The 12,379-nt window shown below is 46.9% G+C and carries 10 protein-coding genes and 1 pseudogene; 8 read left to right on the forward strand and 3 right to left on the reverse strand.

Annotation, left to right across the window (positions count from 1 at the left end; genetic code table 11):
* The first annotated feature begins 211 nt into the window (after window positions 1-211).
* A complete protein-coding gene (locus tag CVN76_RS26010) occupies window positions 212-931 on the forward strand; it encodes a DUF6944 family repetitive protein (protein ID WP_100533617.1) in 720 nt (239 codons plus the stop codon).
* Between the two features lie 48 nt (window positions 932-979).
* Here the strand turns inward: CVN76_RS26010 and CVN76_RS26015 are convergent, their stop codons facing one another.
* On the reverse strand, window positions 980-1,513 hold the full coding sequence (locus CVN76_RS26015; protein WP_100533618.1) for a transcription repressor NadR: 534 nt from the start codon (window positions 1,511-1,513) through the stop codon (window positions 980-982).
* Window positions 1,514-1,559: 46 nt separating this feature from the next.
* Window positions 1,560-2,708 (reverse strand): IscS subfamily cysteine desulfurase, encoded by a 1,149-nt coding sequence (locus tag CVN76_RS26020; protein ID WP_232732477.1) that lies wholly within the window; start codon window positions 2,706-2,708, stop codon window positions 1,560-1,562.
* A gap of 81 nt (window positions 2,709-2,789) precedes the next feature.
* Between CVN76_RS26020 and nadB the strand changes: the two genes are divergently transcribed.
* Genes nadB through nadA form a run of 3 tightly spaced genes read left to right on the forward strand, consistent with a single transcriptional unit; the run spans window position 2,790 to window position 6,308 of the window.
* The gene (nadB, locus tag CVN76_RS26025; protein WP_100533619.1) at window positions 2,790-4,373 is read left to right on the forward strand and encodes an L-aspartate oxidase; all 1,584 of its coding nucleotides are present in this window, start codon (window positions 2,790-2,792) and stop codon (window positions 4,371-4,373) included.
* Window positions 4,354-5,205, forward strand: a complete 852-nt coding sequence (gene nadC / locus CVN76_RS26030) for a carboxylating nicotinate-nucleotide diphosphorylase (RefSeq protein ID WP_100533620.1) — start codon at window positions 4,354-4,356, stop codon at window positions 5,203-5,205. Before nadB ends, nadC begins: the two co-directional genes overlap by 20 nt.
* The gene (gene nadA, locus CVN76_RS26035; protein WP_100533621.1) at window positions 5,202-6,308 is read left to right on the forward strand and encodes a quinolinate synthase NadA; all 1,107 of its coding nucleotides are present in this window, start codon (window positions 5,202-5,204) and stop codon (window positions 6,306-6,308) included. Before nadC ends, nadA begins: the two co-directional genes overlap by 4 nt.
* A 90-nt stretch (window positions 6,309-6,398) precedes the next feature.
* On the opposite strand, the gene ypfJ is transcribed toward nadA, so the two are convergent.
* The gene (ypfJ, locus tag CVN76_RS26040) at window positions 6,399-7,244 is read right to left on the reverse strand and encodes a KPN_02809 family neutral zinc metallopeptidase (protein ID WP_100533622.1); all 846 of its coding nucleotides are present in this window, start codon (window positions 7,242-7,244) and stop codon (window positions 6,399-6,401) included.
* A gap of 294 nt (window positions 7,245-7,538) precedes the next feature.
* Here ypfJ and safA point away from each other — a divergent pair.
* The 4 genes and pseudogenes from safA to CVN76_RS26065 all read left to right on the forward strand — a co-directional run.
* Window positions 7,539-7,683 (forward strand): annotated as a pseudogene (gene safA / locus CVN76_RS32490) (SafA/ExsA family spore coat assembly protein); the annotation flags it as partial.
* Between the two features lie 2,259 nt (window positions 7,684-9,942).
* Window positions 9,943-10,890: a phosphotransferase gene (locus CVN76_RS26055; RefSeq protein ID WP_157805805.1), complete on the forward strand. Its 948-nt coding sequence runs from the start codon at window positions 9,943-9,945 to the stop codon at window positions 10,888-10,890.
* A 101-nt stretch (window positions 10,891-10,991) separates the two neighbouring features.
* On the forward strand, window positions 10,992-11,597 hold the full coding sequence (locus CVN76_RS26060; RefSeq protein ID WP_100533624.1) for a YhcN/YlaJ family sporulation lipoprotein: 606 nt from the start codon (window positions 10,992-10,994) through the stop codon (window positions 11,595-11,597).
* Between the two features lie 110 nt (window positions 11,598-11,707).
* Window positions 11,708-12,208 (forward strand): intercompartmental signaling factor BofC, encoded by a 501-nt coding sequence (locus tag CVN76_RS26065; RefSeq protein WP_061143726.1) that lies wholly within the window; start codon window positions 11,708-11,710, stop codon window positions 12,206-12,208.
* Window positions 12,209-12,379: the final 171 nt, after the last annotated feature.

Consider the following 12,379-nt stretch of genomic DNA (forward strand, 5'->3'; position numbering starts at 1 on the left):
GGAGCTTATCCGGGGCTTTTTTTTTGTGGGAGGACGCCGGTTTGAAAAGGCTGAATGTACTCACCATTCTTGCTGAACTCGTATACAATGGGTAGGCGAACGGCAAAATCGATAAAAAAGAATACATACCTACAAGACGAAAGGAACAGCGGTACTTTTTCATGGCAGGGTGAGTATTAAAAATGCATGGAGCGGGTGGTGTTCAGTAGAGATGGATAATCAATTCAAGGAAACTTTCGGTTCTTGGACGCAAGCGATAGGGACGGTCATTTCTGCTGTTGGAGGAACACCATCGAAAGTGTTCGATGAGGATTTTCGCAAAAACCTGGACTTGATCGGCAATGAACTTCAAGCGACAGGAAATGCGATATTGGCGGATGCGGAAGAAACATGGTCACTAGATAAATTCGGCAATCAAATACAGGCAATCGGCAATTCGACTGTCATATTAGGCTTGGTCATTGACTTCGATGAGGTGACGAAGCAGGAATTGATCATCAAAGGCAACCTGATTCAGGCGTTAGGCGGGGGAACAGCGGTGGCGGGTGCATACGAAAATCCTGATGAACCTGAACAGGCCTTGAATGTCACCGGGAATATTTTGCAGGCGATCGGGAATTCGATGCAGGCGATTGGTGGAATTAGCGAACTAAGAAATAGCATCCTTGAAAAAGATCAGGAAAATGATGAAGGTGAAAAACAAGAAAACGATGAAGGCAAACAAGAAGAGAACGAGGAGGGAAAACAAAAATATCAATATCCTGATTTAGACGAAAAGCAGACAGATGCTGAATTAATACAGACGATGGGGGGCTGGATACAAGCGGTCGGTTCCGTCCTCAACCTCATCGGCCAATTGAGAAGCAACAATGAAAGCCAATCAGACCAAGACAGCTCCAATGAAAGCCATTCGGATCAGCAGCAAGTATAGATAGTCAGACAAGAAAAAACCCCTCCGGATAAGATGGGGTTCGTTCAGTCAATCAACCAATATGCCGGCGTCCTTTAGTGCCTCCTCCGCCTCGTCAAGCAGTTCCTCGGAAGATGCGCTCAGTGTATGGAGATGGATGCCGCTCGTTAGCTCCGATAAAAAGGAAGCATTCGTGGCAGATACCCTTGAGAGGAATTGCTGGACTTCCTTACGGCTGCTGACCATGATGGAAGCCGTAAGGTCACCGTATACAGGGTGCTCGATTTTGACATCCTTCACCGTGATGCCGATATCCACGAGCAGATATAGCTCTTCCTGCGTCCGGGAAGGATCGTGCTGGCAAGCGATGATCCTTTCGGGCTTTTTTGTGCTTTCGGTTGGTAAGAACATATAGCCTTGGCTCGTGGCAATGATCGGTTCATTCCGTGCTTTCAGAAGCGTTATATCGCCAACGATGACTTGGCGGCTTACATTCGTCATTTGCGAAAGTTCGCTGCCAGTAACGGGCTCTGGGCTTGTTTGCAATATATGTAAAAGTTTCGTCCGTCTTTCTTCCCCGAGTAATTTCTTTCTTTCCATCATTCATTCACCTCTTTATGATAAACATTCTACCATAGAATGGCCGATCTTATCGAATGGCAGCCACTCCTTCGAGGCAGTCTGCCAATTTGTGAATATCATCTGCAGTGGTATGTTTTCCAAAGGAAAGGCGGACGAATTGATGGGCTTCTTCTTCGCTTTTCCCGATTGCCATCATGGTTTTGGATGGCTCCTGTTTACCGATCTGACAGGCGCTCCCCGTCGATACCGCGAAGCCCTTCCTGTTTAATTCGAGCATGATGTACTGCCCTTGCAAACCCGCGAAGGTCAGAGCGAGGATGTGCGGCAATTGCTCAGTTTTCGCTTCGATGATTTGAAAGTCGACCTTTCTTTCCGTTAGTTGCTGAATCAATTGAATCCTAAGCATGAAAATCCGCCTATGCTCATTTTTGATGATATCTCCTAAATTTTTGGCAGCTGTCACGAAGGAGGCTATACTTGGGACATCCACCGTACCAGGACGGAATCCAGATTCATGCGTGACATTCGGAATCAAAGCCTTTAAATGCTCGATGGCTGGGAAAATCGCGGCCCCGATCCCTTTTGGTCCATAAACTTTATGGCTGGAAATGGACATTCCATCACATAAAGCGGATAACCCATCCAGTGGCAACTTTGCAAATGATTGAACACAATCGACATGCAAAAAGGCTTGATGTTCCCGAACGATTCTGCTTATTTGCTCAATTGGCTGAATGACACCTATTTCAGAATTCACATGCTGGACAATGACCATGCAGGTTTTCTCCGACAGAGCCCCCCTCAGGTGTTCGATATCGATGAGGCCATCTTCCAAATGCCGTAAATACGTCACCTCGTATCCGGATTGTTCAAGCTTGCAGATATAGTTGACAATCGATGCATGCTCGGTCCGGCTTACAATCAAATGGTTCTGCCAAGCTGGTTTTGAAGCGATAAATGTATCGATTACAAGCATATTGCTTTCCGAACCGCCGCTCGTGAAGATGATGCCTTCTTTTTTTATATTCAGCATGTCTGCCAGTTGCTGTCGTGACATATCCAATAAACGTGCACTATCAGAGCCAATATCATGCAAACTGCTTGCGTTCCCGAAAAACCTCCGGGAGGCTTGGCTGAACACGTCGATCGCTTCTTCATCCATCGGCGTAGTGGCCGCATAGTCCAAATAGATCACAAAATCACTTCCATCCTTCATTCTAAAAAACTCTTGATAATAGTTTAATAATATGTAAATATAGTTGTCAAGACACCTGTCGTAAACAGGAGGTATATAATCATGGTTAGAACGGAAGTCATCGTGATAGGCAGTGGTATTGCAGCCTTGAAAACGGTATTGGAAGCAAGTGACCAAAAATATGTGATACTCATCACAAAATCAGAGCTTCGTCATAGTAATTCCTACTTGGCGCAAGGAGGAATTGCCGCGGCACTATCCGATCAGGATGGGGTATCCTTACATAAAAAAGATACGCTGGCTGCCGGCCAGCACCATAACAAAGTGAAGGCAGTGGAAAAACTTGTCGAGGAAGCCCCTTTGGCGATCTCTGAACTTATCCAGTCCGGTATGCAATTTGACCGAAATCATGACGGCAGCCTGATGTTTGGCATGGAGGGTGCCCATAGTGAAAGGAGAATCCTTCATTGTCACGGCGATGGTACAGGAAAGTACATGATGGAACACCTAATAGAATGCTTGAAACGCTCGAAGGTTCAGGTAATCGAGAATGAGGCCGCGGTGGAGTTGATCATCGGTGAAGATGAATCTTGCATCGGCGTCAAGACCCTTGATAGGTCAGGGAAACTGGCTGTCTATCATTCTGAGCAGACGGTTCTGGCAACGGGTGGATGCGGTTCGCTATACCGTTTTACCTCTAATTCACAAACGGTTTCAGGTGATGGAATCGCGCTTGCGTTCAAGGCGGGGGCGAAGGTTCGTGATATGGAATTCATCCAGTTCCATCCGACTCTGCTTTTTGTGAATAACAAAGCCGAGGGTCTTATTTCGGAAGCGGTCCGTGGTGACGGCGCCATATTAGTGAATGAAGATGGAATGCCGATCATGCAGGGTGTACATCGGTTGAAGGATCTTGCCCCGAGGCATATTGTCGCACAGACGATCTTTTCTTATTTACAGCGCGGTGAAAAGGTATTTTTGGATATTTCGATGATCAAGGATTTTAAAAAGCGATTCCCGACGGTGAGCTCATTATGTGAGAAAAGCGGGGTGAATCTCCAGTTCGGAAAGATCCCGGTTGCACCTGGGAACCACTTTTTAATGGGAGGAATCGAAGTGGATGAGTGGGGGAGAACCTCTGTCCCTTCTTTATTTGCAGTCGGTGAGGTGGCCTGCACAGGTGTGCATGGTGCGAACCGACTGGCAAGCAATTCTCTTCTCGAAGGGCTGGTTTTTGGCAAGAGCCTTGGTGATATGCTCGCTCATACGCAAGCAAGGGAGCTGCCAAAAGAAAAAGAGCGGTCCCAATGTTCCTGCCATGTTGCTTCTTTACCTGGTTTACGGGCATTGAAGGAAAAATTGATGAATGAAGCGGGCATCGTCCGGACGGAAGCGGGGTTAATTCGTTTGAAGCATTATCTCGAGGCTTTTCACATCGAAAACCTTCTCCATATGAAAGTTACCGGACGATCACTAACAGAAATCACCAAAGCTAACGCCATTATCGTAGCTTGGCTGATTGCCGAATCGGCGTTGACTAGAACGGAAAGCAGGGGCGGTCATTACCGCAGTGATTATCCAAGCGAAGATGACTCCCTATGGCTTGGAAAATCGGTCATCCTTGCATGCCAAGACGTGAAAAACAGAGTGAAGGGGAGACGACAGTATGAACATATTGAAGCTTAAGCGAATGCTGGAGCATTTTTTGATCGAGGACATCGGGGAATGTGATGTAACGAGTGATACGATTTTCGGTCAGTCAAAGCAGGGGGCGTTGACATTCATTGCAAAAGAGGGCGGGGTTTTTAGCGGAAGCGACGTCATCAGGACAGGGTTTGCCTTGTTGGATAACCAAATCGAGGTGACCCTCCATGTCCGGGATGGTGAAGTGTTTGAAACGGGTCAAAAGCTTGCACGGATGACAGGCAATATGGCTTTGCTGTTAAAAGGGGAACGGGTTGTTTTGAACTTGGTGCAGCGCATGTCGGGAATAGCCACGCTTGCTCATGAAGCGACGATGATCTTGGCGGGGACGAAGACAAGGGCATGTGATACAAGGAAAACCACCCCTGGCCTGCGGATGCTTGAAAAATACGCGGTCCGCTCAGGCGGTGCCTTCAATCATCGAAATGGTTTGTATGACGCCGTCATGATCAAAGATAATCATATTGCTTTCGCAGGTTCGATTACCGAAGCGGTTCAGGCGGTCAAAGCAAAACTGGGGCATACATGTAAGGTGGAGGTGGAAACGGAATCATTGGAACAGGTCCTTGAGGCTGTGGAAGCCGGTGCGGATATCATCATGTTCGATAACAGGAGTCCTGACGAAATCAAGCAATGGATCAAATCGGTTCCTGACCATATCATAACGGAAGCTTCAGGAGGAATTACGCTGGGCAAGTTAGCGACATATCGCGAAACGGGAGTGGATTACATTTCGTTGGGCTGTCTGACGCACAGCGTCCGGGCTCTTGATATCAGTGCAAAAGTTACAGAACGTGAGGGGGTATTGAAATGAATATACTGGAGATGGCTGGCACGGCAAGGAATGTCCTGCCTGAAAAGTACAAAACGATGACAGTGGAGGATATGGAAAAAACGGTACTAGGCATAAAAAGGCGCTTAGGTAACCGTCTTTATATACCTGGTCATCATTATCAACGGGAGGAAGTGATCCGGTTTTCCGATGTAACGGGAGATTCACTTCAGTTGGCCCAGCTTTCCGCCCAAAATCGTGAAGCGGATTATATCGTGTTTTGCGGTGTGCATTTCATGGCCGAAACGGCCGATATTTTGACAGAAGAAGGGCAGACCGTCATTCTGCCTGACATGCGTGCAGGCTGTTCGATGGCAGATATGGCTGATATCGATCAAACGGAACGGGCCTGGACAAAGCTTCAGGAATTATTTGGAGATTCTATCCTTCCGCTTACTTACGTTAATTCGACAGCGGCCATCAAAGCATTTGTGGGGAAGAATGGCGGAGCTACGGTCACATCTTCCAATGCACAAGAGATGGTCTCATGGGCCCTTAAGCAAAAAGAACGGATCCTGTTTCTCCCCGATCAGCACCTTGGCCGGAATACAGCCTTTGATATTGGCATTCCGTTGGAGGAAATGGCTGTTTGGGATCCTCACAAGGAGGAACTGATCCATGAAGGTGAACGAAAGGATCTGAAGGTGCTGCTATGGAAAGGGCATTGTTCGGTCCATGAAAATTTCACGACGGCGAATATTGAAGCACTTAGGAAAGAGCAGCCTGCCATGAATATCATCGTCCATCCGGAATGCCGCCGGGAAGTGGTTGCCATGTCGGATTATGCCGGTTCCACATCTTATATCATTGATATGATTGAAAAGGCACAAGCGGGAAGCTCTTGGGCAATCGGCACGGAAATGAACCTTGTCAAGCGACTAATCGCCAATAATCCAGACAAGCAAATCATCTCCCTAAATCCGAATATGTGCCCATGCCTTACGATGAACCGGATAGATTTACCGCATCTGCTATGGGCTCTTGAATCAATCGAAGCAGATCAAATCATCAACCCGATAAAAGTGGAAAAGAAAATTGCGGCTGATGCGATCCTTGCTTTAAATCGAATGCTTGAACGGGCCTGAAATCGCCTGTCTATCTCCAGGCTTATTGGACATTGGAAAAAGGGGGCCCTTGAAGCCCCCTTTTTATGTATTGCCTTTATTTGATTGCCACTAAAGATTTTTCGCTTCAAATGTATTGCCTTCATTCATATTTCCGGATTCGAACCCCTTATTGAACCAACGTTTTCGCTGTTCGGACGTACCGTGTGTGAAGCTGTCGGGAACTGCGTAGCCTTGTGCTTTTTTCTGGATGGAGTCATCCCCGACGCCGCTGGCTGCATTCAAAGCCTCATCAAGATCGCCTTTCTCAAGTAAATTCTCCCCCTGGACATGATGCGCCCACACCCCAGCTAAATAATCGGCCTGCAATTCAAGGCGGACAGAATATTTATTATATTCGGTTTCACTAACCTTGGAACGATCCGGCATAACCTTTTCCGTTGTTCCCAATAATGTCTGGACGTGGTGCCCGACTTCATGAGCAATCACATAGGCCATGGCAAAATCCCCTGGTGCCTGGAATTCTTCCTTTAACTCCTGATAAAAACTGAGATCGATATATAGCTTCTTATCGCCTGGACAATAAAACGGTCCCACTGATGAACCTGCGATCCCGCATGCCGATTGCACACTTCCTGAGTACAGGACAAGAGTCGGTTCTTCATAATTCAGGCCGTTTTCCCGGAATTCCTCAGTCCAGACCCGCTCCGTATCTGCCAGGACGACCGACACAAACTGTGCAAGTTCCTTTTCTTCATCACTTTCCACATAAGTGCCGCCGCTTTCAGGATCAGGTGAAGTCAAGCCGCCCAGTAAATCGCTTGGGTTGCCTCCAAGTAGCGTAACGATCAAGACGATGATTAAGCCGACCCCGCCACCGATGCCTGCCATCCCTTTGCCGCTCATTCCCCTTTTGTCCTCGACATTCGAACTGCCCTGACGTCCCTTCCATTTCATTAACATTCCTCCCAGTAAAAATATAAGTGCCAGGTATAGCTTAAGCCATCTACTTTCTTATACCCGGAATTACTTGAATTTAGACTGGACCTTAAAGAAAGACGGCTTAGGAAGAAGGGGTGAACTGTTTTTCGTGCTTATTTCTTCGCCGAGAAAGTGGGCATCGGTGCGCCTAAATCATTGATCCAATCATAAAAGGCCATTTTGAAGCATAAGTTTTCATGATAAAAATAATAGCAATTCACCCACTACATCATAGTATATATGGACATATGCACAGGAGGGGTTATCAGCGTGAAAATTCATATAGTCCAAAAAGGCGATACACTTTGGAAACTCGCCAAAAAATACGGCGTCAGTTTTGAAGAACTTAAAAAAGTGAACGCTCAATTAAGCAACCCGGACATGATGATGCCGGGAATGAAAATTAAAATACCAGGGACAACCGGAGCAGTAATAAAAGAAACGATCAAACCCAACATTCATATGGGAGTGAAAGAATCCCAGATTCAACAGTATCCAGCTCAGCCGGCACCTATGAAAGAGCAGCAAATGATGCAACCGCCAGTCAAAGAACAGCAGAAGTATCAGCCACCGATGAAAGAACAGCCAAAGTACCAGCCACCGATGAAGGAACAGCCAAAGTATCAGCCACCAATGAAAGAACAGCCAAAGTACCAGCCACCGATGAAGGAACAGCCAAAGTACCAGCCACCGATGAAAGAACAGCCAAAGTACCAGCCACCGATGAAGGAACAGCCAAAGTATCAACCACCGATGAAAGAACAGCCAAAGCCAATCGTGAAAGAAAAGCAAATAATCGTTCCAAAAGAAGTCCAGGTACCGACACCAGTGATTCCTGAGGTCGATATCAATAATTATTATATGGTCAACATGACCAATATGAGTGTGCAAAAGCCCCCTGCACCGCCGCCATTACCGAAGAAAGAAGAGCCGGTCGCTAAAAAGAAAAAGAAGAAGAAGCCAGACGTATCGCCAAGTCAGGAATATTGTGAGCCTGTGGATGATTGCATTCCAATGACGCCAATCATGCCAGGAACCGGCTATAACATGCAGCCTCCGCCATGGGCGCATATGCCGATGCAGGGGATGCAAGCCCCTTATCATGGCGGCTATGGGAACCAGGAAACACAAGGCTATCAAATGATGGATGAAAGCTCCGAGATCTGGGGGGAATCTCCTGACATGCAATCGATGGGGCCGCAAGGGTATGTTCAAGGTGCAAGCATGAATCCATACAATCAGCAACAACACTATCCATATCAAGCATCTGCGCCGATGCCGCACCATTTTTATGGAGGGATGGGCCAGCAGCATCAAGTAGCGGGCTCATATATGCAACAAGACCATGAGTCACCAAGCGAATCGCCATACAATCATCATAATCACCCGCAACAGTCTGAAGATGAAGAAGATTGTGGCTGTAATAAGGGGTTGCTTGGAACGTATGGGCCGGAAGTGAAGGGGCAGTATCAACCTGGTCAATCAATGAACGCCTATGAGCATCACCATCCTGATTATCATCAATATCAATCCGATCAATCACAGCCCCATTACCATGATCCGAATTTAGGGGCCTATCCACAGATGGGCAATCCGATGCAATATCAATATGAAACAGAGTCAGCTGAATCAGATCAAGCCCAACAATATCAACCCTTCGTAATGCCAGGCCAAAACGGAGGCCAGCCCGGCATGATGATGGGAGGTCAAAATGGAGGTCAGCCCGGCATGATGATGGGAGGCCAAAACGGAGGTCAGCCCGGCATGATGATGGGAGGCCAAAATGGAGGCCAGCCTGGCATGATGATGGGAGGCCAAAACGGAGGCCAACCTGGCATGATGATGGGAGGCCAAAATGGAGGCCAGCCTGGCATGATGATGGGAGGCCAAAATGGAGGTCAGCCCGGCATGATGGGAGGCCAAAATGGAGGTCAGCCTGGCATGATGATGGGGGGCCAAAATGGAGGCCAGCCTGGCATGGTGATGGGAGGCCAAAATGGAGGCCAGCCTGGCATGATGGGAGGCCAAAACGGAGGCCAGCCTGGCATGATGGGAGGCCAAAACGGAGGTCAGCCTGGCATGATGGGAGGCCAAAATGGAGGTCAGCCTGGCATGATGGGAGGCCAAAACGGAGGCCAGCCTGGCATGATGGGAGGCCAAAACGGAGGCCAGCCTGGCATGATGGGAGGCCAAAATGGAGGTCAGCCTGGCATGATGGGAGGCCAAAATGGAGGCCAGCCTGGCATGATGGGAGGCCAAAACGGAGGCCAGCCCTGGATGATGGGAGGCCAAAACGGAGGTCAGCCTGGCATGATGGGAGGCCAAAATGGAGGTCAGCCCGGCATGATGGGAGGCCAAAATGGAGGTCAGCCTGGCATGATGGGAGGCCAAAATGGAGGTCAGCCTGGCATGATGGGCGGTCAAAACGGAGGCCAGCCTGGCATGATGGGAGGCCAAAATGGAGGTCAGCCCTGGATGATGGGCGGCCAAAACGGAGGTCAGCCCGGCATGATGATGGGAGGCCAAAATGGAGGTCGGCCCGGCATGATGCGCGGTCAGCTTGGCGGACATCCGGAAGCAATGTTACCTGGACAAATGGGTGGCCAACCAGGCCAATTCGGGGGCGTTCGTGCGCCTGAAACATTTGGGATCCCGACATATGTAGATGAAAGCGATGACTACTAATTATCATGGAGACAGTGTTTTTAACACTCGTCTCCTCTCTTATTTAAATCGTAAGCCAAAGAGTGTCCATCATCTTCAAAGCAGTGTTTATTTAATTACTTTTGGAAAGGGCGATCCATTGATCCTTAAAGGATTCGACAGTTTTGAAAAGTGGGATCGGCAACGAGAATTGACAACTTTGTTAAGGCAAAAGGGATTTGATCAAACGTATTATATCCACCAGAATTTAATGCCTTTTCAATTCAAAGGGAAATGGTATGGCAGTATGGACTATTTTCCACCTAACAAGAAGAAATTTCGCTTTTCCCATCATAAGGACCGCTTGGAGGGGATAAAGTTATTGGAAAGTTTCCATGATGTATCTGAAAACCTTTCAGTAAAAGCTCCTATATTCGATCAAGCAAAAAAATGGAGGGAACGGCTATCTCTATTTAAAAAGAATTTTACTTATGTTCGTCAATATGTTTCAGAAGATATCGTCAAGGAATGGATAAGATGGGGGGAGTGGGCATTAGAGGGATTCGAAAAAAACCAGTCTTTATGGAATCAAGAGAAAAAAGTCATCATCCATGGAGATTGTGCCCACCATAATTTCTTGCGCAAAGCAGACGGCACATTGACTTTGATTGATTTTGACTTGATGGCGATTGCTCCGCGGTGCATTGATTATTTACAATACGCAAACCGGATATCCCATCATTTAGGTGATGCGGCAACGGACCTGTGGCAAGTGCCGCAGCTGCAAAAATATGAGTCAGACCTCGCCTTTTTATTTGCTTTAACCTATCCGACGGATATTTTCCGAGAGTGGAACCGCCTTAATAAAAGCTCATCCCAGTTACATTCCGTCTGGAAACTGACTGTAGAAGGTTTTTCGGAGCGGATGGAAATGAATGAAAAGTTGGCGAAGAAGATTTCTTCCCTGAATAGGAAATAACCCGGTTTTTTGGCCATAACTAACTGAGTACAAACGCCGACAGACACCCATGCTAACTATGAGCGAATGATAGCTCATTAATTACCATGGGAGGGTCATAGGTGCGGAAATTGAAATGGGCAGTGCCGCTTTATACTGTATTGGCCGCCGTTGGTCTGGTTGGATGCGCCAATAATGATACAGCGGAGAACGAGAACTTCACGGATGAAACAGGATACCATTCCACTGAAAAAGATCAGTTAGTACGGAACATAAATTATCAGCATATGACGCAAGGACTGTATGATAAAGATGATGCATACAGTAAGCGTGATCGAAATTATCATGGTCATGAAAGTAAGCCGCTTCGGGCCAAATCATCCTATTATAATGCGTATGAAGGCAATTTGGCAGACCGAGTCAATCGGGTTGCAAATAGCGTGGATCCGGTCGTTGATGCCAGGGCTGTCATCATGAAAAATGAAATGCTTGTTGCACTGTTGCTTGATGACTACAGCCAAGCTGGGGAAATCAAAGAAACAGTGAAACAAAAAATCGGACCGTTATCTCAAGGAAGGACCTTATATGTAACCACCGATGAAGGGGTCTATTACCGGACGATGACACTTGATAACAATCTTCGTGATGGCGATACAAGGGACTTGATCATTCAGGATGCGAATGATATGTTCGATAATCTTAATATTCATGAAAATCACTTGAAATGATGCATGGGCTGACCGCGATTGTGGGGTCAGTCTTTTTGATTTTTTCTGGTTAATAAACGTTGTTTGGGGTCAAACTACTTAAAAAGTAAACGCCTTAAGAGGTGAGTATATTGACTAAACAACTAAGGATTCAATTATTCCTGACCCTATTAATCATGCCATTTTGCTTAACTGTTTTTGCGGAAGAATCTGTGCAAAAGGAAAATGACCCGATCGAAAGGAAGGTCATTTTGCAGCGTATGTACTTGGATGGTGAACTGAGCGAGGAGAAATTGACCGAAACAATTTGGTCGATGGAGGATTTTTGGTCCAAATATGAAGGATGGAAAGTGGTCGACCAAAATGAAGAACAGATCGTTCTTAAGAAAATTGAAAATGATATCTCTCCGCTATTGAAAGCGAATGGTTATCTCGGGATGCGGGAGGATGGGACGTTGTCCATTTTTATCGGAAGGCCTGAGCATGCCAAAATCATTCATACTTTTTACCAATTGGATGTTGGGAAACTTGAAGTATATAAGCAGGAGGAATTGCAAAAGGGGATTCCAATCATGAATAAAGACCAATATAAACAGCTGATAAAAGAATACGAACCTTATTCGTTAAACTAGGCTGGGATTCCCCGCCTTCAGACAGTAGGCAACCTCGATAATAGTTTATGGAGGTTGCCTACTGTCTTTTTTTAGTTTTGACAATATTATTTCAATCAACTCAGCGTGAACCCGGACCGAATTCGATGCAAGGCCGAAATTGGCGGGACCAGCCCCAACCACTTTGCACAT

Source organism: Bacillus sp. mrc49 (genome assembly GCF_002803435.1).

Excerpts from the sequence above, each read along its gene's own strand:
- ypfJ (WP_100533622.1), bottom strand. The coding sequence starts at position 7,244 with ATGAAATGGAAGGGACGTCAGGGCAGTTCGAATGTCGAGGACAAAAGG.
- CVN76_RS26020 (WP_232732477.1), bottom strand. The coding sequence starts at position 2,708 with ATGAAGGATGGAAGTGATTTTGTGATCTATTTGGACTATGCGGCCACT.
- nadC (WP_100533620.1), top strand. The coding sequence starts at position 4,354 with ATGAACATATTGAAGCTTAAGCGAATGCTGGAGCATTTTTTGATCGAG.
- CVN76_RS26010 (WP_100533617.1), top strand. The coding sequence starts at position 212 with ATGGATAATCAATTCAAGGAAACTTTCGGTTCTTGGACGCAAGCGATA.
- CVN76_RS26015 (WP_100533618.1), bottom strand. The coding sequence starts at position 1,513 with ATGATGGAAAGAAAGAAATTACTCGGGGAAGAAAGACGGACGAAACTT.
- nadA (WP_100533621.1), top strand. The coding sequence starts at position 5,202 with ATGAATATACTGGAGATGGCTGGCACGGCAAGGAATGTCCTGCCTGAA.
- nadB (WP_100533619.1), top strand. The coding sequence starts at position 2,790 with ATGGTTAGAACGGAAGTCATCGTGATAGGCAGTGGTATTGCAGCCTTG.
- CVN76_RS26055 (WP_157805805.1), top strand. The coding sequence starts at position 9,943 with ATGACTACTAATTATCATGGAGACAGTGTTTTTAACACTCGTCTCCTC.